19 protein-coding genes are annotated in these 19,412 nt (G+C 70.9%); 5 read left to right on the forward strand and 14 right to left on the reverse strand.

Features of this window, described 5'->3' with window-relative positions:
* Nucleotides 1-4: 4 nt before the first annotated feature.
* Nucleotides 5-2,563, reverse strand: a complete 2,559-nt coding sequence (locus ACFVYA_RS10350) for an ATP-dependent Clp protease ATP-binding subunit (protein ID WP_387044320.1) — start codon at nucleotides 2,561-2,563, stop codon at nucleotides 5-7.
* A 359-nt stretch (nucleotides 2,564-2,922) separates the two neighbouring features.
* Here ACFVYA_RS10350 and ACFVYA_RS10355 point away from each other — a divergent pair, with 359 nt between their 5' ends.
* On the forward strand, nucleotides 2,923-3,747 hold the full coding sequence (locus tag ACFVYA_RS10355) for a (2Fe-2S)-binding protein (protein WP_285986954.1): 825 nt from the start codon (nucleotides 2,923-2,925) through the stop codon (nucleotides 3,745-3,747).
* A gap of 1 nt (nucleotide 3,748) precedes the next feature.
* Here the strand turns inward: ACFVYA_RS10355 and ACFVYA_RS10360 are convergent, their stop codons facing one another.
* Nucleotides 3,749-4,318, reverse strand: a complete 570-nt coding sequence (locus ACFVYA_RS10360; protein WP_387044322.1) for a TIGR03086 family metal-binding protein — start codon at nucleotides 4,316-4,318, stop codon at nucleotides 3,749-3,751.
* Between the two features lie 35 nt (nucleotides 4,319-4,353).
* Here ACFVYA_RS10360 and ACFVYA_RS10365 point away from each other — a divergent pair, with 35 nt between their 5' ends.
* The gene (locus tag ACFVYA_RS10365) at nucleotides 4,354-5,211 is read left to right on the forward strand and encodes a DUF6597 domain-containing transcriptional factor (protein ID WP_387044324.1); all 858 of its coding nucleotides are present in this window, start codon (nucleotides 4,354-4,356) and stop codon (nucleotides 5,209-5,211) included.
* A gap of 140 nt (nucleotides 5,212-5,351) precedes the next feature.
* Here ACFVYA_RS10365 and ACFVYA_RS10370 read toward each other — a convergent pair whose 3' ends face one another.
* Both ACFVYA_RS10370 and lysS read right to left on the reverse strand, forming a co-directional pair.
* A complete protein-coding gene (locus ACFVYA_RS10370) occupies nucleotides 5,352-5,702 on the reverse strand; it encodes an Lsr2 family protein (protein ID WP_013230453.1) in 351 nt (116 codons plus the stop codon).
* Between the two features lie 145 nt (nucleotides 5,703-5,847).
* Nucleotides 5,848-7,356, reverse strand: coding sequence for a lysine--tRNA ligase (gene lysS, locus ACFVYA_RS10375; RefSeq protein ID WP_387044326.1), 1,509 nt, complete (start codon nucleotides 7,354-7,356; stop codon nucleotides 5,848-5,850).
* 76 nt (nucleotides 7,357-7,432) lie between these two features.
* Between lysS and ACFVYA_RS10380 the strand changes: the two genes are divergently transcribed.
* Together ACFVYA_RS10380 and ACFVYA_RS10385 are read left to right on the forward strand one after the other, a co-directional pair.
* Nucleotides 7,433-8,185 carry a class I SAM-dependent methyltransferase gene (locus ACFVYA_RS10380; protein WP_285986958.1) on the forward strand — a complete coding sequence of 251 codons (753 nt, stop codon included), beginning with the start codon at nucleotides 7,433-7,435 and terminating at the stop codon, nucleotides 8,183-8,185.
* A 49-nt stretch (nucleotides 8,186-8,234) separates the two neighbouring features.
* Nucleotides 8,235-8,636 (forward strand): DUF6640 family protein, encoded by a 402-nt coding sequence (locus tag ACFVYA_RS10385; protein WP_285986959.1) that lies wholly within the window; start codon nucleotides 8,235-8,237, stop codon nucleotides 8,634-8,636.
* A gap of 13 nt (nucleotides 8,637-8,649) precedes the next feature.
* Here the strand turns inward: ACFVYA_RS10385 and ACFVYA_RS10390 are convergent, their stop codons facing one another.
* The 7 genes from ACFVYA_RS10390 to ACFVYA_RS10420 form a co-directional block, all read right to left on the reverse strand.
* On the reverse strand, nucleotides 8,650-9,426 hold the full coding sequence (locus ACFVYA_RS10390; protein WP_285986960.1) for a type III pantothenate kinase: 777 nt from the start codon (nucleotides 9,424-9,426) through the stop codon (nucleotides 8,650-8,652).
* A gap of 5 nt (nucleotides 9,427-9,431) precedes the next feature.
* The gene (panD, locus tag ACFVYA_RS10395; protein ID WP_387044328.1) at nucleotides 9,432-9,929 is read right to left on the reverse strand and encodes an aspartate 1-decarboxylase; all 498 of its coding nucleotides are present in this window, start codon (nucleotides 9,927-9,929) and stop codon (nucleotides 9,432-9,434) included.
* A 9-nt stretch (nucleotides 9,930-9,938) separates the two neighbouring features.
* Nucleotides 9,939-10,850 (reverse strand): pantoate--beta-alanine ligase, encoded by a 912-nt coding sequence (gene panC, locus ACFVYA_RS10400; RefSeq protein WP_387044330.1) that lies wholly within the window; start codon nucleotides 10,848-10,850, stop codon nucleotides 9,939-9,941.
* Complete coding sequence (locus ACFVYA_RS10405) at nucleotides 10,847-11,806, reverse strand: Rossmann-like and DUF2520 domain-containing protein (RefSeq protein WP_387044408.1); 960 nt, start codon at nucleotides 11,804-11,806, stop codon at nucleotides 10,847-10,849. The genes panC and ACFVYA_RS10405 overlap by 4 nt, the downstream gene beginning before the upstream one ends.
* 89 nt (nucleotides 11,807-11,895) lie before the next feature.
* Complete coding sequence (locus ACFVYA_RS10410; RefSeq protein WP_285993993.1) at nucleotides 11,896-12,999, reverse strand: PrsW family intramembrane metalloprotease; 1,104 nt, start codon at nucleotides 12,997-12,999, stop codon at nucleotides 11,896-11,898.
* 361 nt (nucleotides 13,000-13,360) lie between these two features.
* Nucleotides 13,361-15,847: a DUF6779 domain-containing protein gene (locus ACFVYA_RS10415; protein WP_387044332.1), complete on the reverse strand. Its 2,487-nt coding sequence runs from the start codon at nucleotides 15,845-15,847 to the stop codon at nucleotides 13,361-13,363.
* Nucleotides 15,848-15,916: 69 nt separating this feature from the next.
* Complete coding sequence (locus ACFVYA_RS10420) at nucleotides 15,917-16,378, reverse strand: DUF3180 domain-containing protein (protein ID WP_285986965.1); 462 nt, start codon at nucleotides 16,376-16,378, stop codon at nucleotides 15,917-15,919.
* Between the two features lie 61 nt (nucleotides 16,379-16,439).
* Here ACFVYA_RS10420 and ACFVYA_RS10425 point away from each other — a divergent pair, with 61 nt between their 5' ends.
* Entirely contained in the window at nucleotides 16,440-17,375 is a 936-nt protein-coding gene (locus ACFVYA_RS10425; protein ID WP_387044335.1) for a MerR family transcriptional regulator, read from the forward strand.
* A 391-nt stretch (nucleotides 17,376-17,766) separates the two neighbouring features.
* On the opposite strand, the gene folK is transcribed toward ACFVYA_RS10425, so the two are convergent.
* The 3 genes from folK to folP are packed head-to-tail and all read right to left on the reverse strand — an operon-like array spanning nucleotide 17,767 to nucleotide 19,404.
* Entirely contained in the window at nucleotides 17,767-18,258 is a 492-nt protein-coding gene (gene folK / locus ACFVYA_RS10430) for a 2-amino-4-hydroxy-6-hydroxymethyldihydropteridine diphosphokinase (RefSeq protein WP_387044337.1), read from the reverse strand.
* Nucleotides 18,255-18,614, reverse strand: coding sequence for a dihydroneopterin aldolase (gene folB / locus ACFVYA_RS10435; RefSeq protein WP_285986968.1), 360 nt, complete (start codon nucleotides 18,612-18,614; stop codon nucleotides 18,255-18,257). The genes folK and folB overlap by 4 nt, the downstream gene beginning before the upstream one ends.
* Entirely contained in the window at nucleotides 18,607-19,404 is a 798-nt protein-coding gene (folP, locus tag ACFVYA_RS10440) for a dihydropteroate synthase (RefSeq protein ID WP_387044410.1), read from the reverse strand. Before folP ends, folB begins: the two co-directional genes overlap by 8 nt.
* Nucleotides 19,405-19,412 lie beyond the last annotated feature (8 nt).

The following is a 19,412-nucleotide window of genomic DNA, read 5'->3' on the forward strand; positions in this document are numbered from 1 at the left end:
ACGATCACTCGCCTTCGGCTTCGCCGCCCTGCTCTTCGTGGCCCGCGCCGATGCTGACCGGCGGGGCGTCCGGGATCGACGACGGCCGGCGCTCACCGCGGAAGGTGAACTTCGCCTGGTCGTCCTTGTCCTCCGGGTTGCCGCTCCAGCCCTCGACGTCGACCAGGATGATCTGGCCCGGCTCGACCTCGCCGAAGAGGATCTTCTCCGACAGCTGGTCCTCGATCTCGCGCTGGATCGTGCGGCGCAGCGGCCGCGCACCCAGCACGGGGTCGAAGCCGCGCTTCGCGAGGAGGGACTTCGCCTTCTCGGTCAGCTCCAGCTCCATGTCCTTGGCCTTGAGCTGCTTCTCCACACGGTTGATCATCAGGTCGACCATCATGATGATCTGTTCCTTGGTCAACTGGTGGAACACGATGATGTCATCGATCCGGTTCAGGAACTCCGGGCGGAAATGCTTCTTCATTTCCTCGTTGACCTTTTGCTTCATCTTCTCGTACCGGGTGCCGGTGTCGTTGCCCCCGGCGAAGCCGAGCGAGACGGACTTCGAGATGTCCGAGGTGCCCAGGTTGGACGTGAAGATGAGGACCGTGTTCTTGAAGTCGACCGTGCGGCCCTGACCGTCGGTCAGGCGGCCATCCTCCAGCACCTGCAGGAGCGTGTTGTAGATCTCCTGGTGCGCCTTCTCGATCTCGTCGAACAGGACCACCGAGAACGGCTTGCGCCGCACCTTCTCGGTCAGCTGGCCACCCTCTTCGTAGCCGACGTAGCCCGGAGGGGCACCGAAGAGCCGCGAAGCGGTGTAGCGGTCGTGGAACTCACCCATGTCGATCTGGATGAGCGCGTCGTCCTCGCCGAACAGGAACGAGGCCAGCGCCTTGGACAGCTCGGTCTTACCGACACCGGACGGGCCGGCGAAGATGAACGAGCCGGACGGGCGCTTCGGGTCCTTCAGACCGGCCCGCGTACGGCGGATCGCCTGCGAGACGGCCTTGACCGCGTCCTCCTGGCCGATGATGCGCTTGTGGAGCTCGTCCTCCATGCGCAGCAGCCGGGTGGTCTCCTCCTCGGTCAGCTTGAACACCGGGATGCCGGTCCAGTTGGCCAGCACCTCCGCGATCTGCTCGTCGTCGACCTCGGCGACGACGTCGAGGTCGCCGTCCTTCCACTGCTTCTCCCGCTCGCCCTTCTGGCCGAGGAGGGTCTTCTCCTCGTCACGCAGGCGGGCGGCCCGCTCGAAGTCCTGCGCGTCGATCGCGGACTCCTTGTCGCGGCGGACGTTCGCGATCTTCTCGTCGAACTCGCGCAGGTCCGGCGGCGCGGTCATCCGGCGGATGCGCATCCGGGCGCCGGCCTCGTCGATCAGGTCGATCGCCTTGTCCGGGAGGAACCGGTCGTTGATGTACCGGTCCGCCAGGGTCGCGGCGGCGACCAGCGCCGAGTCGGTGATCGAGACGCGGTGGTGCGCCTCGTACCGGTCACGCAGGCCCTTGAGGATCTCGATGGTGTGCTCCAGCGACGGCTCGCCGACCTGGATCGGCTGGAACCGGCGCTCGAGGGCGGCGTCCTTCTCGATGTACTTGCGGTACTCCTCGAGCGTGGTCGCGCCGATCGTCTGCAGCTCACCGCGGGCGAGCATCGGCTTCAGGATCGAAGCCGCGTCGATCGCACCCTCGGCGGCACCCGCCCCGACCAGCGTGTGCAGCTCGTCGATGAACAGGATGATGTCGCCGCGGGTCTTGATCTCCTTGAGCACCTTCTTCAGGCGCTCTTCGAAGTCACCGCGGTAGCGGGAGCCGGCGACCAGGGAGCCCAGGTCCAGCGTGTAGAGCTGCTTGTCCTTGAGCGTCTCGGGCACCTCGCCCTTGACGATGCTCTGCGCGAGACCCTCGACGACGGCGGTCTTGCCGACGCCGGGCTCGCCGATGAGCACCGGGTTGTTCTTGGTCCGGCGGGACAGCACCTGCATGACCCGCTCGATCTCCTTGCCGCGCCCGATGACCGGGTCGAGCTTGCCCTCGCGGGCGAGCACGGTCATGTTGCGGCCGAACTGGTCGAGGACCAGCGACGACGACGGGGTGCCCTCACCGCGGCCGGAACCGGTTTCGGTGGACTCCTTGCCGCCCTGGTAGCCCGAGAGCAGCTGCAGCACCTGCTGGCGGACCCGGTTGAGGTCCGCTCCCAGCTTGACCAGGACCTGCGCGGCGACGCCCTCGCCCTCGCGGATCAGGCCGAGCAGGATGTGCTCGGTGCCGATGTAGTTGTGGCCGAGCTGCAGCGCTTCGCGCAGCGACAGCTCCAGCACCTTCTTGGCGCGCGGCGTGAACGGGATGTGCCCGCTCGGCGCCTGCTGGCCCTGGCCGATGATCTCTTCGACCTGCTGGCGCACGCCCTCCAGGGCGATGCCCAGCGACTCCAGCGCCTTGGCGGCGACACCCTCACCCTCGTGGATCAGACCCAGGAGGATGTGCTCGGTGCCGATGTAGTTGTGGTTGAGCATCCTGGCCTCTTCTTGAGCCAGGACGACCACCCGCCTCGCGCGGTCGGTGAACCTCTCAAACATGTGCACTCCCTCGACTGCTGCGCCGGCGGCCCGTTTCCATCGTGCTTTCACCGCGATGGATTCAGCACCGTGAGACCACTCTAGTAGCCAAGCCGTCGCGCTGGCGTGCCACTACGGCTCTCGGCGGTCGTTTCCGCACCCGGACGTGGTGTCTCCCGGGTGCTCCCATCATCAGGTTGCCCTGCACCTTTACGTCAAGCCCAACGTGCGAACGGCCACGCGGATTCCGCCATCCGCGCCCTGTCCGCTCACCGCGAACAGTCCGCAAGCTGGGAGTGCCCCACCCGATTGGCGCAGCTCCCGGAAGTCTGTAAGGTTAGGCACGCCTAATCCACTACGGCACCCGAGGAGGGCCGCGGTTGAGCCAGCAGCGGTCCTTCCGTGACGCACGCGAGGTCGGCGACGGCCTCGCGTCGTCGTTGCGGCGGGTCTCCGGCCTGCAGGAACGCTCCGAACTGCGACGTGACGTCCCGGCGGGCTGGATCCGCTGTTCGGAGCTGCTGGAGACACCCGGGTACTTCGACGAGTGGCGCGGCCTGCTGGGCGACTGGCTGCTGCGCGAGCACGACGCGACGCCGTCGCGGACCACGGCCAGCTGGGTGCTGACCTGGTACCTCCACGTCCCGGCGTACGTCGGCGCGCTGTTGTGGCACCACGAGCGCCGGGTGCCGTCGCTGAAGCCGGCCGAGCTGGCGTTCCGGCTGGCCGACGACCGGCCGCACCCCGACGGCATGGCGGTGCTGGGTGACGCGTTCCACTGCCTCCCGACCGACCCGGGCTCGGCCCGCCCGGAGGCCACCGTGGTCCGCGACGAACGCGCGCTGGCGGCCGTCCTCCGGGCGCGTTACCTGGCTCACGCGGCCCAGTTCGTCCGGGCGTACGCACCGCTCAGCAGGTTGGGCCGCCGGACGCTGTGGGCGGCGGCGACGGACGCGCTGGAGAACTCGCTGTGGTGGGCGGGCCGCCAAGGCGGGACCCCGGAGGCCGAGGGCGCGGGCGTGGCGGACGCGGCACTGGTGCTCGACGCCCGGTACCCGCCGCTGACCTCGGCGTCGACGTTGCGCCTGCAGGAGGGCCCGGACGGCCACCGCGAGTGGACGCGGCGGCGGGAGAGCTGCTGTTTTTCGTACCTGCTTCCCTCGGCCACGGAGTGCGACGGCTGCCCGCGCACCTGCCCCCGGTGACTCAGGCCGGCCGGCCCGGATCCCGGCCGGCCGCCCCCAGCGCCCGCTCCAGCGGCGAGGCATCGGCGGCCACCGCCACCGCCGGCCCGTACACCCCCATCGACCGCGCCTGGTCGCCCATCGCGACCGCGGACTCGTACACCGCCGTCGCCGCTTCGGGGGCGTAAGCGCACTCCTGGCCGCTCGCCCGGGCCAGGTCCCAGCCGTGCAGCACGAACTCGCCCAGCACCATCGCGCCCACCACCGCCGACGGCATCGGCGCCGAACCCAGCGCCGTCGTGCCCGTCCACGCCGCCGGCGTCCCGAACACCTCCACCAGCGTCTCCGTCTGCTTCTCCAGATCCGCGCGCCAGCCGTCCGTCACCAGGGCCGCCTCCGCTTCGGCGGACCCCATCGCGGGCGGGTCCTCGCGCCGTCCCGCGGCGATCAACCACGGGCCCCAGTACAGGAGGTGGTTGAGCAGCCCGCGGACGTCGTACCCCGCGCACGGCGTCGGCGCGGTCAGGTCGGGGACCGCACACGCGATCCGGAGGAATTCGGCCGCGGCGGGACGCAGCAACTCGGCAGTCATGCCGGTGATCCAAACTCGCCGCCGAGCAGCGCGTCTTGAACGAACGCGACAGCTACCGTGAACCCGTGACGCACCGGATCCCGCGCGGCATCGTGGCCGAAGCCACCGCGCGCACGATGTTCACGCTGACCAGGCACCCGCCGGCCCCGGAACTCGCCGAATTCGTCGAATACCACTGGATCCTGCGCTGGGACCTGCGCGGCAAACCACCGTACGAGCAGCGGGTGCTGCCGAACCTCTCGGTCCACGTCACGTTCTTCCCGGGCGCCTCCGGTGTCCACGGCCCGGCCCACGACGTCTTTTCCCACCGCTTGACCGGCCGTGTCCAGGGCTTGGGCGTGCGATTCCGGCCGGGCACCTTCCGCGCGTTCCTCGGCGGACCCGTGCGTGACATCGCCGACCGGGCCGTCCCGCTCACCGACGTTTTCGGGGCCGCGGCGTCGACGGCCGCCGAATCGGTGCGCACGGCCGGCACCGATGCGCAAATGGTCGGTGCCATCGACAACTTGCTGATCGCAAATCCCGTGCGGCTGTCTCCGGCCGCCCGCGCGGCGGCGGAGGCGGTGGAACAAATCGCACGGGATCCGGGAATTACCCGGGTGGCGCAACTGTGCGCGGATACTGGACTAACCACCCGGTCCCTCCAGCGGGTGTTCGCCGAACACGTCGGCTGCCCGCCCAAGTGGGCGATCCGGATTTACCGTCTCAATGACGCAGCGCAGCGGCTCGTCACAGAAGGACAACGCGATTACGCCGGTCTGGCGGTTCGACTGGGCTATAGCGACCAGTCGCACTTCATCCGCGATTTCCGGACGGTGACCGGACAGTCGCCTGCCGAGTACGCCCGAACCGCACGCGCGGGAGAACGGGAACCGGACAGCGACCGGACATGAAGAAAGCCGCCGGGCGAAAATGCGCCCGGCGGCCACCGCTGGAAACCCCGCGTCGGCGATTGGCCACGCCACCACGCGTACGGGATCGCTGCTGGTCAGCGACTCGCAGCCGGCCCGCGCGGAGGCGGCGTGAACAATCTTCAGTTCTTCTTGTGGTAAGCCTCGACGACCTCGGAGGGGATGCGGCCGCGGTCGGAAACCGCGTAACCGTTCTTGCGCGCCCACGACCGGATCGCCTGGTTCTGCTCACGGTCGACAGCGGCCGGGCGAGCCGAACCCTTACCCGCGACCGGGCGAACCGTGGCGCGCTTGCGCCCTCCCGCACGACGCGCGTGCTCGACATACTGAGCGAGCGCGTCCCGCAGCTCCTCCGCGTTTTCCGAGGAGAGATCGATCTGGTAGCTGACTCCGTCCAAACCGAACTCGACGGTCTCTTCCGCCTCACTGCCGTCGAGGTCGTCGACCAGCGAGACGAGCACCTTCTGTGCCATCCGATTCCTCCTGCGGGGCTTACTCAATGATCTGGTACGGGGCGAGCCCCGGGACAGAAGACTTTGTCTAGAACATTAGTACCCGCTTCTGGAGTGCAGCGCAAATCTCATATCCATAACCAGTCGCTATCCTCACACGGCCGGGTTATTCAGGCCGTACCAGCGGGAAGAGGATCGTCTCCCGGATACCGAGGCCGGTCAGCGCCATGAGGAGGCGGTCGATCCCCATTCCGACACCACCGCTCGGGGGCATTCCGTACTCCAGGGCCCGCAGGAAATCCTCGTCGAGCCGCATGGCTTCGCTATCGCCCTGCGCGGCCAGCAGCGACTGTTCGGTGAGGCGTTCCCGTTCGACGACCGGATCGACCAGCTCGGAGTATCCGGTGGCGAGTTCGAATCCGCGCACGTAGAGGTCCCACTTCTCGGCCACCCCCGCCCGGGAGCGGTGCTGCCTCGTCAATGGCGACGTCTCCAGCGGAAAATCACGGACAAACGTCGGTGCGTGCAGGTGATCTCCGACGAGGTGTTCCCACAGTTCCTCGACGAGCTTCCCGTGCCCGAGCTTCGGATCCACTTCCAGGCCCCTGGCCTGCGCGAATCCGAGCAGTTTGGCGGCGGGCGTCTCCGGCGTCACCTCTTCGCCGAGGGAATCGGACAACGACTCGTACATTCCGAGCGTGGTCCATTCGCCGGAGAGGTCGTACTCCGAACCGTCGGGCAGCGTGACGACCTGGGTGTCCAGCACCGTCTGCGCGGCCTCCTGGATCAGCTGCCGCGTCATCACCGCGTTCGTGTCGTACGTGGCGTAGGCCTCGTAGTACTCGAGCATCGCGAACTCCGGCGAATGCGACGAGTCGCTGCCCTCGTTCCGGAAGTTGCGGTTGATCTCGAAGACCTTCTCGATGCCGCCGACGACGCAGCGCTTGAGGTAGAGCTCCGGGGCGATCCGCAGGAAGAGCTCCATGTCGAACGCGTTGGAATGCGTGACGAAGGGGCGGGCCGCGGCGCCGCCGTGCAGCGTCTGCAGCATCGGCGTCTCGACCTCGGTGAACCCGCGGCGGTGGAACGACTCCCGCAGCGACCGGACCACGCCGGCGCGCGTGCGCACGACGTCCCGCGCGCGCGGGCGCATGATGAGGTCGACGTAGCGCTGGCGGATCCGCGTCTCTTCGGCCAGGTCCTTGAAGGCGTTCGGCAGCGGGCGCAGCGCCTTCGACGTGATGCGCCACGCGTCGGCCATCACCGAAAGCTCACCGCGCTTGGACGTGATGACCTCGCCCTGCACGAACACGTGGTCGCCGAGGTCGACGTCGGACTTCCACGCCGCCAGCGCGTCCTCGCCGACCTTCGCCAGGCTGATCATCGCCTGGAGTTCGGAGTCGCCGTCGCGGAGGCTCGCGAAGCACAGCTTGCCCGTATTGCGCAGGAACATCACCCGGCCGGTGACGCCGACCTGCGCGCCCGTGGCGGTATCGGCGGGGAGACCGGAATGCGCCGCGCGCACCTCGGCGAGCGAGTGCGTGCGGGGTACCTCGACCGGGTAGGGATCGATACCCTCCGCCAGGATCCGGTCGCGCTTCTCCCGGCGCACCCGCATCTGCTCGGGCAGTTCGTCTTCGGCGGGCTCGCTGGTGGAAGCGGGGTTTTCGGTCATGGCCATAGGGTACGAACCCGGCTGACCGCTACGCCAACCGGATTACCTTTACCTTTCCCTCCATTAGCCTGGACCGATGAGCGATCCCACCCGAGGTCAGCGTGCGTCTTCCTTCGGCAGCCGCGCCGCCGAGTACGCCCAGCACCGGCCCGATTACCCGCGGGAGGCGATCGAGTGGGGCCTTTCCGGGGTCCGCGGAACACCGCGCCGGGTGCTCGATCTCGGCGCCGGAACCGGCAAACTCACCCTCGGGCTGACCGCGCTCGGGCTCGACGTCACCGCGGTCGAACCCGACCCGGAAATGCGCGCGGAACTCGAGCGAGCCGTGCCCTCCGCGACGTCACTGGCGGGGAACGCGGAACGGATCCCCCTGCCCGACGAGACCGTCGAGGCGGTTTTCGTCGGCCAGGCGTTCCATTGGTTCGACGTACCCGTGGCGATGACGGAGATCCGCCGCGTGCTGCGCCCGGGCGGCGTGTGCGTGCCGATGTGGAACTACGAAGACGAATCGGTGCCGTGGGTCGCGGAGTTCACCACGCTGGGCCGCGACGGCGCCCGCCGCCCGACGAGCATCGAAGATATGCGCGAGGTGACGCACCCGGCGTTCGAGCCGTTCGAAAGCGACCGGTTCCGCCACACGCAACGGCGCACCGCGGAGACCCTGCTGGAGACGATCGCGACGTATTCGAAGGTGATCGTGTCGGCGCCGGAGGAGTCGGCGGCCCTGCTGGGCCGGCTCCGGCGGTTCCTGGCCGCGAATCCGGCCACCGCGAACGGCGAGTTCGACCTGCCGCTGATCACCACGGTCCTGCGCGCGCGGCGGCGCTGACGTTCTTCGTCCTTGACCTCGATCGAGGTCGAGGTTCGATACTGGAGTCATGCGCAGGAAATCTCTGGGACGGGCACTGATCTCGCTGACTTCGGTCGTGACGGCGGTGGGCCCGTACCGTGCCGACTGGAACGAGACCCACGTGCACAACCCGGCCTGGCCGCCGCACGCCAAGTTCCACAACGGCCAGACGATGAGCCTGGGACTCGCGCTGGGCGTCACCAGCCTGTGGCAGCTGTGGCGGGCGCCGGCCCGGGCGGGCCTCGACGCCGGCGCGGTACTGGCGTCGCTGTACTGGGTGACGCAGATTTCGGCACTGGCCTATCCGGGGTCGAAGGCGGTGGACCCGCCGGGTGCCGCGAGGTTCCCGCAGGCCAAGGTGGCCTTCCCGGCGTTGGCGGTCACGGCGCTGGGATACGTGCTGGAGCGCCGCCGCCTGGCCCGCGGCTGACGGCTGTCCCTGCTCAGGGCCGGATGTTGCGCTCGTACGCCAGCCGCAGGCCGAGCAGCGTCAGCTCCGGGACGTGGTCGGTGATCGTCTCCGACTCGTCCAGCACCAGCGGCGCCAGGCCGCCCGTGGCCAGCACCGCCACCGGTTCCGCGCCGCCCGGCGAAAGCTCGCGGACGATGCGGCGCACCAGCCCGTCCACCTGGCCCGCGAAGCCGTACAGGATCCCGGACTGCAGGCACTCCACCGTGTTCTTGCCGATCACCGACCGCGGCGGCACCAGTTCGACCTTCCGCAGCGCCGCCGCGCGCAACGCCAGCGCGTCCACCGAAATCTCGATCCCGGGGGCGAACGCGCCGCCCAGGAACTCGCCACGGGCCGAGATCGCGTCCACGTTGGTCGACGTGCCGAAGTCGACCACCACGCACGCCGTGCTGTGGAGGTGGTGCGCGGCCAGCGTGTTCACCAGCCGGTCCGCGCCCACCTCCTTCGGGTTGTCCACCAGCAGCGCCACGCCGGTGCGCACGCCCGGCTCGACCACGATCTTCGGGACCCGGGCGTAGTACCGGCCGAGCATCACCCGCAGCTCGCGCAGCACGGCCGGCACCGTCGACAACGCACTGATCCCGGACACCGCGTCCGCGTGCGGGCCGAGCAGCCCGCGGACCGTCAACGCCAGCTCGTCGGCCGTGATGCGCGCGTCCGTGCGCATGCGCCAGTCGCCCACGAGCTCCTGACCGGACCACAGCCCCAGCACGATGTTCGTGTTGCCGACGTCGACGGTGAGCAGCAAGCGGGTCAGCTTTCCGCGTGCAGCAACGCGTCGAGGCGGCGGGCGTCGGCCGTCTCGGCGACCGGGAAGATCGCCGCCTCCTCGTCCGGCGGCAGGATCACCGTGCCGGACAGCAGCCCGGAACCCTCCGGCGCGTGGCCGGGGTCGGTGTGCCGGTGGACGATCCGGTTGTCCGCGTCGACGAACACCACGCGCGGCTGGTACGTCGCCGCCTCGGCGTCGTCCATCTGGCCGTACGAGATGAGGATGACCAGGTCACCCGGGTGCACCAGGTGCGCCGCGGCACCGTTGATGCCGAGCACCCCGCTGCCGCGTTCCCCCTTGATGACGTAGGTCTCCAGCCGCGCCCCGTTGGTGACGTCCACAATGGACACCTGTTCCCCCGGCAGCAGGTCCGCGGCCTCCATCAGGTCCTCGTCGACCGTCACCGAACCGACGTAGTGCAGGTCGGCCTGGGTCACGGTCACCCGGTGGATCTTCGACTTGAGCATGGTGCGGTACATCGTGGACTCCTATTCCCCTGCGTCCCGCTCCGGGTGCGCTGGGTGATCTACCGAAGCGCCGAGCAACACCGGAACGTTGTCGATCAGCCGGGTACTCCCCACCCGGGCCGCGATCAACAAGCGTGCTTCACCATCGACGGGCGCGGGCCCGAGGTCGGTTCCCCTCAACTCCAGGTAATCCACCTCGACCGCGGGCCGCGCGGCGAGGGTCTTCCACGCGGTCTCGAGGACCGCGTCGGCACCGTCCCGGCCGACGAACGCCCCCGCGGTGAGGGCGGCCGACAGGACGATGGCGTCTTCGCGCTGCTCAGGCGTCAGGTAGACGTTGCGCGACGACAACGCGAGCCCGTCACGCTCCCGCACGGTCGGCACGCCGATCACGCGCGTGTCGATGTTCAGGTCGCGCACCATCCGCTTGATCAGCACCAGCTGCTGGTAGTCCTTTTCGCCGAAGAAGGCGTAGTCCGGACGGAGCAGGTTGAACAGCTTCGCCACGACGGTCAGCACACCGGCGAAGTGGCCGGGCCGGACGGCCCCTTCGAGTTCGGCGCCGAGCGGGCCCGGGTGCACGGTCACCACGGCACCTTCGGCGTAGAGGGCGTCCGCGCTGGGCGTGAAGGCGATTTCGATGCCGTCCTCGCGCAGGATGTCGAGGTCGGCCTCCAGCGTCCGCGGGTACGCCTCGAAGTCCTCGCCCGCGCCGAACTGCAGCGGGTTCACGAAGATCGAGGTGGCCACGACGGTGTTCGGCAGCCGCTTCGCGCGGCGGATCAGCTCGCGGTGCCCGGCGTGCAGCGCGCCCATGGTCGGCACGAGCGCCAGCTTGCGGCCGACGCCGTGCAGCGCCCGGCTGACCTGGCTCACCTGCTCGGGCGACGCGAACGCGTTGAGGGTGCCGCGGCTGAATTTCGGTGTGGTCACTGGTCTTGGTGCCCTTCGGCGGGATCGTCGAGGAGTTCGGTGAGGTCTTTGGCGGCCGCGGTGTCCAGCAGCCCGGCCGCCGTCGAACGCGCCACCGTACGCTTGGCCAGCGCGCGGTAGGCCGGCGCCACGTCCGGCGCCTGGTCCGCCAGCACCGCGAGGTGCTTGCGGACGGTGCCGAGATCGCCACGCGCGACCGGGCCGGTGAGGGCACGGTCGCCGTGTCGCAGCACATTATCCAATGCCGCCGAGAGCAGTGGTGCGACCAGGCGTTCGGATTGCCCGATTCCGGCCTGGCGCAACAGGTCCGCGCAGTCGGCGACCAGCGCCATCAGGTGGTTCGCCCCGTGGGCCAACGCAGCGTGGTAGAGCGCTCGCGCGGAGTCGGGGATCCGCACCGGCTCGGCGCCCATCTCGACGGCCAGCGCTTCGCCGACGTTCCACGCCGCTTCGTCGTCCTCGGCCGCCGTGACGCCGATGCTGCACGCCGCCAGCCGTTCGAGGTCCTCCTCGCGGCCGGTGAACGTCATCACCGGGTGCAGGGCGAGCGGCAGAGCCCCGGCCTCGGCCGCGGGGGCCAGGACGTCGATGCCGTGCGCACCGGAGGTGTGCACGACGATCTGGCCGGGCCGGAGCGACTCGGTGGCGACGAGCCCGCGGATCATCCCGGCGAGCGCGTCGTCGGGGAGGGCGAGCAGCACGAGGTCCGCCCGGCGGACGGTTTCGTCGGGCGGCAGGAGGGGCACGTCGGGCAGGAGGCGTTCGGCACGGGCCAGCGACGAAGCGGACAGGCCGGACGCGGCGACCACCGTGTGCCCCGCCCGGGCCAGCGCGGCGCCGAGCACGCTGCCCACCCGGCCGGCGGAAACGACGCCGACCGCGAGGCGGGCGGGCCTCATCATGGCGTGCGCCTGTGGACGCTCATGGTTCGCAGACTCCCTCTGCTCTCGTTCCAGTCCCGCTCCGGGTACCGGACGACGGCGCGAGACTAACTCGGGCGAACGCGCGCCGTTGAGCCCGGGTGACCAGCTTCACCCGGACCGGTTCACCCGTGGGCGGCCTCGTCGGCGAGGCGCGTCGCCTCCGCGCGGGCGGCCTTCAGGGTGCGCAGCAGCTCCTGCTGGCGCTGCCGGTCGGTGTCGCTGGTGAGCTGGTGCCGGTCGAGGAACGCGAGCTCCGTCACGCTCGCCTGGTAAATGGCGACGGCGCGGGCAGCGCGTTTTCCGGACTGCCGTTTCGCCTGGCGGCGCCAGGCCCGGCGGCCGGGCAGGCTGGCCAGCAGGTCGACCTCAGACGGCGCGATCCACCGGGCCGCGGCCATGTGCGGCAGCGCGGCGGCGATGATCCGCTGCTCCCGCTTCCGCTGCAGGACGACCAGGTAGACGACGCCGAGGAAGAGCGGCAGCATGATCAGGAAGTAGACGGTGAGGAACTTCGACCCGCCGAGCAGGGCGGCACTGTTCCACAGGGCGTGCAGGCAGACCGCGGCGAGGTACCCGGCGATCGGCGCGGCGATCTTGAGGGCCTTGACGGTCGTCCGCGCGGCGATCCCGATCCCGATGCCGGTGAGCACGGCGAACAGCGGATGGGTGAAGGGCGCGAGCACGCCACGCAGGAAGAACGCGGTGATGACGCCCTGGCTGTGCCCGTCACCGAAGCCGTAGTCGGCGAACGCCCGGCCGAAGTAGTAGATGTTCTCGGTGAAGGCGAACCCGGCGGCGCTGAACCCGGCGTAGACGACCCCGTCCACGACGCCGTCGAACTCGCTGGACCGCCGCCAGAGGATGAGCACGACGAAGAGGGCCTTGGCGGCCTCCTCGACAACGGGAGCCGAGACGAGCGCGGCGATCGTGTTGCCGTGCCCGGAGCCGAGCAGCTCGTCCCCGACGGCTTCGGCGGTGGTGTTGATCAGCAGCGCGGTGATGGTCGCGATGCAGGCGCCCCAGGCGAAGGCGAGCAGGAGGAACTTGGCGGGCTCGGGCTCCCACCGGTCGACCCAGAGGAACCCGGCGACGACGCCGGCCACGGGCACGAGCGCGGCGAGGACACCGATGGTGACGGCGAGGGGCCCGACCCGCGCGGTGGCCAGCCCGAACAGGAACAGGCCGCACAGGGCCACCACGATCAGCCCGAGCACCGGCAGCAGCACGGTGACCCGGCGAGGCCGCCGTCCACGATCAAGTCCCGTCGCGGGCGAGAGGGTTCCGCTCACAGCGGGTCACCCTACGCAAGAGGCCGGGAGGACCGGAATGCCGCCTCAGCTCTCGCGCCCCGCCCGCGCCGAAGCCTCAAGAACGCGTGAGCGCCCCGATGTGGCCTTGGGCGCGGCTCAACACGGCGGCGCGCAGCGCCTCCGTCGAGGGTGGCGGTGGGGGCACGCGCAAGCTGGCCCTCGGTGCCGTCGGATCAGCTCGGCGGCGCGCAGCGCCTCCGTCGAGGGCAGCGGCGGGGCATGGACGGAGCACCCAAGGCCACCTTGGCGCGCCGGGGCTTGGCGTACCCGGTGCCGCTCAGTCCTCCGCGCGCCGCCGGCGGCGGGGCGTCGAGCCCGTGCCGCCGTTGGCCGCCAGCAGTTCGCTCACCGAGCGGCCCGCCGCATGGGATCCGCTGCCCGGGGCCGGTTCCGGGGCCGCTCGGTGGCCGTTGCGGGCTCCGTTGTGGCCGTTGCCGTTCTGCTGCTGCTCGACGTCCGCCGGGTCCACCGGGGCCATGCCCCGGCGGGACATCGAGGCCCGCTCCGCGACCATGCCTTCCCAGGCCGGGGGCTCGCCGTCCGGACGGCGGCGGCGGCCGCCACCCGGGGGCTCCGGCGCCGGCGGCACCACCGGCAGCTGCTGCGATTCCTCCGGCTTGCGACGGCGGCCGCCGGAGCGGCCCTGGAAGTTGCGGACCGACTCCGGCAACGTCGGGTTCGCCATCGGCGGCTCGGCCTTGGCGGCCTCCGCCGGCGCCCGGTGCGAACCACCGTGCGAACCACCGTGGCGGGACGGCGGCTCCTCCAGGATCGGCGACATGTCGGCCCGCGAGAACTGCTCCAGCCGCGACGGGCGGCGGCTGTCGGCCGCCGGGACCGGCGTGGTCGGCGGCACCACCGGGGGCAGGTCCGTGCGCGACGGCTGCCGCGGCGACGGGTTGTTGCTCGGCACCGGCGTCGTCGGGGGGACCACCGGCGGGATGTCGGTGCGGGACGCCGCGGCGTCCCGCGGCATCGGCGGCTTCGGTTCGGGCGGCTTCGGCCGGTTGGGCCGCTGGCGCTCGGCGAAGTCGTCGCGGTTCTGGAAGGCCGCGCTGAGGTCCTTGACCGGCCGGATGTCCGAACGCGACATCTCGGACGGCTTCGGCGGCGGCACGTTGGCCGCCGGACGCCCCGGCACCGGCCGCGGCGGCTCGGGCGCCTTGCGGGGCTCGGGCCGCGCACCGTTCGGCTGCCCGCCGACGCGCGGAAGGTCCGACCGGGACATCTCGACGCGCGGGATGTCCGACCGCGAAGCTTCGGCCCGCGGGACGTTCGGCCGCGGCATCTCCATCCGCGGGATATCGGGCCGCGACATCTCGACCCGCGGAATGTCCGGGCGCGACATCTCCACGCGGGGGATGTCCGGCCTGGACATTTCGACCCGAGGGATGTCCGGACGCGACATCTCAACCCGCGGAATGTCCGAACGCGACGGTTCAGCCCGCGGGACGTTCGGCCGCGGCATCTCGACCCGCGGAATGTCCGAACGCGACGCTTCGGCCCGCGAGACGTTCGGACGCGGGGCCTCGGGCCGCGGCATGTCCGGCCGCGGCGCCTCGACACGCGGGAGGTCCGGACGCGACATCTCGACACGCGGGATGTCCGGTCGCGACATCTCCACCCGCGGGATATCGGGCCGCGACATCTCCACGCGCGGGATGTCGGGCCGCGACATCTCCACGGGCCGGATGTCCGATCGCGACATCTCGGCCCGGCGAGCGGGCGGCGGCTCGGGGCGGCGGATCTCCGTCTGCGGCTCCTGCGGGCGGCGGATCTCGGTCTTCGGCTCCTGCGGACGCCGGATCTCGGTCTTGGGGTCGGGCCGTGGCACGTCCCGGCGCGTCGGCTCGGCGGCGGCCTCAGGACGGCGCTCGGGCTGCATCGCGACTTCTTCCTGCTTCGGCAGCCGCATCGGCTGCGATTCGGCCTGGCGACGCGCCGCTTCGGCCCGCAGTTCGGCGGCCTTCAGCTCGCGCTGCGCGGCGTTCAGCGCCGGGTCGACCGGCGGCACCGGCGGACGGCGCTCGCTCAGCGGCTTCGGCCGGGCCATCTGCTGGGTGCTCTGCACGGAGACGTTCGCCGGCGTCTTCGGGACCGGCTTGCCGCCGAAGCCCTTGCCCTTGCCGAGGCCCTTGCCGTTCGCGGGCTTCCCGTTGGAGGCCTTGCGGCGGCGCTCGTCGAGGACGCGGTCGATCAGCTCGGTCGGCCGCTCGCCGCCCTCGACCACCGGCTTCTTCCCGGCCATCAGCTGAGCGGGCTTCTTCTTCGGCGCGCTGTCGGGAATCATGCGGTTCTCGTCGGACAGCTTGCGCATCCGGGTGGCCTGCGCGGTCAGCGCGACGCGTTCGAGCAGCACCTCGCCGCCGAACAGCGACTGGAGGCTGTCGCGCAGCGCGGACACCTCGGCGCGCAGCGCCTCCAGCTCCTCGCGGCCCTTGGAGTCGGCCGCGGTGCGGTTCTCCGCCTCCATCTCCAGCTCGTACTCGCGCCGGGCCGCGATCTCGCGTTCCAGCTCCAGTTCGTACACAGCCTGCGCCTCGGCGACCGCGTCCTCGCTCTGTGCCGCGCTCTTGCGGTACTTCACGGCGAGAAAAGCGCCGATCAGGGCGGCCCAGAGGGCCGCGACGATCCCGAGCCGGAGATAGCGGAGATCGTCGCTGAGCACCAGTGCGAGGGTGGCTCCGATGGCGAGGACAAAGCCGACAACGAGCCACGGCCTGCCCAAGAGGCGGCCGCGCGAGTCGTCACCCACGCCGGTCATGACTGACACCGTACCTGCTCGTAATCCGAACGAGACCTACTCGGTCCAGCGAGCGGTGGGATTCCAGCGCTAACCGGTCGTCCCGCGGGTGCGCTCACGATCGTGGTCTTGGGGGGTCCGGCAACAGTGTTCGAGCCACAAAGCCGCTGCTACCAGGGCCGCGGCGGACACCACGCCGACCAACGCGGCGCGCGTGTCGAGCACCGCGGCGACGAGTTCGTCACGTCTGGGAAAAAGATAGGCGAGCGCCGCGAGCCAGGCGCCGGCCATGAACGCTCCGGCGAGTGACGAAGCCTTGGCCAGGGCCACCGATCGGGCGACCCCGATCGCGCTGACGACCCGGCCGTTCTTGATGCGCGACCGGACCGAGAAGGCGAGCACGACCTCGATCACGGCCAGCACGGCGAAGGTGACGCCGGCGAGCAGGGGCAGCTGCGGCAGCGAGCCGTAGGCGGTCTGGAAGAGCAGGTAGCCGAGGCCCAGGCCGAGCAGCCCGGCGATCACGAGGTCGCGAGGCCGGGTGAAGTGCATGGCTCAACCGTACCGTGCAAGGGTTGACTCTCCACCGACTGGAGAGTTCATCATGCGTTTTGTGGGCACCACCGCGACCTTCACCATCGGCGAGCTGTCCCGGCGGACCGGCCTGCCGGTCAAGACCATCCGCTTCTACTCGGACGAAGGCCTCCTGCCGCCGACCGAGCGGACCGACGCCGGCTACCGGCTCTACGACGCGGCGGCGATGGCCCGCCTGGAGCTGGTCCGCACGCTGCGGGAGCTGGGTCTCGGCCTCGCCGACGTCTCCGCCGCCCTGACGCAGTCGACGACCGTCGGCGAGCTGGCGGTCCGGCACGTCGAGGCGCTCGACGAGCAGATCCGGCGGCTGCGGCTGCGCCGGGCGGTGCTGCGCGCGGTGGCCAAGCGCAATTCCGAACTGGAGGAAGTGAACCTGATGAACCGTCTCGCGTCGATGTCCGACGAGGAGCGCAAGCGGCTGGTCGACGAGTTCTGGGACGAAATGGTCGCCGGGCTCGACATCGACCAGGAGTTCTACCGCCGGATGCGCGCCGGGAAGCCGGAGCTGCCCGACGACCCGACGCCCGAGCAGCTCGAGGCCTGGATCGAGTTCGCCGAGCTGGTCCAGGACCCGGAGTTCCGGGCCTTGATCCGCAAGATGAGCGAAACCCAGGCCAAGCAGATCGAGGACGGCGAGTTCCAGCAGCCGGCGGAGGCCTGGCGAACCCATTGGAACGAGTGGATCGCGCGCGCTCAGGAGGCCCTCGAAGCCGCAGAAACCCCGACGTCCGAGCGGGGGCAAGCGCTTGCGGCCGACATCGCGGCGGCCTCCGCGCGACCAGACCAGGACGCGGGTTCGGCCGAGTTCCGCCGCGAGCTGGCGGACCGCTTCGCCGCCAGCGGCGACCCGCGCGCCGAGCGCTACTGGCAGCTGCTGGCCATCATCAACGACTGGCCCCCGGTCCCGACCACGCAGCCCGCGGTCGGTTTCATGATCGCGGCGCTGCGCGGCTGACCGCACCGGAACGGCAGTTCGGCGACGGACCGGCGGTGATCGGTAACGGTCACCGCCGGTTCACCGATGAGTCACGTTTCCGGCCGTTGAAACCGCGGCCATCCCGCCTCGCGGCACGGGCACCGGCTTGGCCTTTTGGCGCCCGCCGCGCGACGGCTTTCCGGCCGCCGCCGCGGGCTCCGGCCGCGTGGCTCCGGCCAGCGGGCCGCCGCTCGTTCCCGCCGTCGCGCCCCCCGCTCGGCTCTTTCCGGTCATCGGCCGCTCGGGGGACCCCCGGTTTCAACGTTACTCGTGAGGACCGACAATTCCGGGCCCGCGCACCCCAGTTGTCCACAGGGTTCTCGCGGTGTCCACAGGTCTTGTCCCCAGGCCGCCCCGGCTTGGTCCGGCGTCAGCGCAGGGCGAGGTCCGTCCGGCGGACCGTTGCCACTTCGTCCGCGGGGCGAGCGGCGAGCAGCGCCGCGATCGGGCCGTGGCCCGGCAGGATTGCGTCCGGCTCGATCTCCGCCCATGGCACCAGCACGCTCGCGCGGTCCGGTGTGCCCGGGTGCGGCAGCAGCAGCTCCGGGTCCTCGGACGTCACGCCGTCCACCGTGACCACGTCGACGTCCAGCGTCCGCGGGCCCCAGCGCAGCTCGCGCACCCGGCCCGCCGCCTGCTCGGCGGCCTGACCCGTGCGCAGCCACGCCCAGTGGTCGCGCGCCGGGTCGTCGACCACGCACACCGCGTTGAGGAAGTCCGGCTGGTCCTCGACGCCCCACGCCTTGGTCTCGTACACGCTCGACACCGCGACCAGCGCCGGCCGAAGCGCGTCGAGTGCCGACTGGAGGAACCCGAGGCGGTCGCCGAGGTTCGAGCCCAGCGACAGCACCGCGCGGCTCACCGGTCGCGCCGGACCGTGACAGCCACGTCGTCGAACGTCAGAGGGATCGGTGCCGACGGCTTGTGCACCGTCACCTCGACCGCGCTCAGGCGCTCGTCGCGCAGCACCTCGTCGGCGATCCTGCCCGCGACGCTCTCGATGAGGTCGTACGGCTCGCCCGCGACGATCCCGGCCGCCAGCTCGGCCAGCTCGCCGTAGTGCAGGGTCTTCGTCAGGTCGTCCGACGCGGCGGCCGGGCCGAGGTCCAGCCACACCGTGACGTCGACGACGAACTCCTGGCCGTCGCGCTTCTCGTGCTCGAACACGCCGTGGCGCCCGAACACGCGCAGGCCGGTCAGCGTGATCCGGTCAGCCATCCGTCCTCCAAGCGGCCGCCACCGCGACCGCGTCCAGCGAAGCCCCGACCTCGTGCACGCGCACGCCCCACGCCCCGGCCGCCGCGGCGAGCGCGGAAATCGCCGCGGTGGCGTCCTCCCGGCCGTCCGGCGGACGCGGTGTGCCGTCCTTTTCGGACAGAAGGCGGCCGAGGAACCTCTTGCGCGAGGCGCCGACGAGCACCGGGAAACCGAGCGAACGCAACGAGGCCAGGCCGCGCAGCAACGCCCAGTCGTGCTCGGCGTTCTTCGCGAACCCGAGCCCGGGGTCCAGCACGATGGCGCTCTCCGCCACGCCGGCCGCGAGCGCCGCGTCCACTCTGGACCGCAACTCGGCCCGCACGTCCGCCACGACGTCCCCGTACTCGGCGAGCGACTGCATGTCCTTGCTGTGCCCGCGCCAGTGCATCAGCACCCACGGCACGCCGGCCTCGGCCGCGACGCGCGCCATGTCCGGATCGGCCAGCCCACCGGAGACGTCGTTGATGACGTGCGCACCGGCGTCGAGCGCCGCGGCGGCGACGGCCGCGCGGGTGGTGTCGACCGACAGCGCCATCCCTTCGGCGGCGAGCGTCTTGATCACCGGCAGGATGCGCTGCAGTTCGGTGTCGGCGTCCACCCGGGACGCCCCCGGCCGCGTCGATTCACCGCCGACGTCGATCAGGTCGGCGCCGCGCGCCCACATCGCGCGGCCGTGCTCGAGCGCCTGGTCGAGCCCGAGGTACCGGCCACCGTCCGAAAAGGAATCGGGCGTCACGTTCAGCACGCCCATCACGACGC

The organism is Amycolatopsis sp. NPDC058278 (genome assembly GCF_042881395.1).
Taxonomy (GTDB): Bacteria; Actinomycetota; Actinomycetes; order Mycobacteriales; family Pseudonocardiaceae; genus Amycolatopsis.

Excerpts from the sequence above, each read along its gene's own strand:
- ACFVYA_RS10350 (WP_387044320.1), bottom strand. The coding sequence starts at position 2,563 with ATGTTTGAGAGGTTCACCGACCGCGCGAGGCGGGTGGTCGTCCTGGCT.
- ACFVYA_RS10360 (WP_387044322.1), bottom strand. The coding sequence starts at position 4,318 with ATGACTGCCGAGTTGCTGCGTCCCGCCGCGGCCGAATTCCTCCGGATC.
- ACFVYA_RS10370 (WP_013230453.1), bottom strand. The coding sequence starts at position 5,702 with ATGGCACAGAAGGTGCTCGTCTCGCTGGTCGACGACCTCGACGGCAGT.
- lysS (WP_387044326.1), bottom strand. The coding sequence starts at position 7,356 with ATGACCGAAAACCCCGCTTCCACCAGCGAGCCCGCCGAAGACGAACTG.
- ACFVYA_RS10380 (WP_285986958.1), top strand. The coding sequence starts at position 7,433 with ATGAGCGATCCCACCCGAGGTCAGCGTGCGTCTTCCTTCGGCAGCCGC.
- ACFVYA_RS10385 (WP_285986959.1), top strand. The coding sequence starts at position 8,235 with ATGCGCAGGAAATCTCTGGGACGGGCACTGATCTCGCTGACTTCGGTC.
- panD (WP_387044328.1), bottom strand. The coding sequence starts at position 9,929 with ATGTACCGCACCATGCTCAAGTCGAAGATCCACCGGGTGACCGTGACC.
- ACFVYA_RS10415 (WP_387044332.1), bottom strand. The coding sequence starts at position 15,847 with ATGACCGGCGTGGGTGACGACTCGCGCGGCCGCCTCTTGGGCAGGCCG.
- ACFVYA_RS10420 (WP_285986965.1), bottom strand. The coding sequence starts at position 16,378 with ATGCACTTCACCCGGCCTCGCGACCTCGTGATCGCCGGGCTGCTCGGC.
- folB (WP_285986968.1), bottom strand. The coding sequence starts at position 18,614 with ATGGCTGACCGGATCACGCTGACCGGCCTGCGCGTGTTCGGGCGCCAC.
- folP (WP_387044410.1), bottom strand. The coding sequence starts at position 19,404 with ATGGGCGTGCTGAACGTGACGCCCGATTCCTTTTCGGACGGTGGCCGG.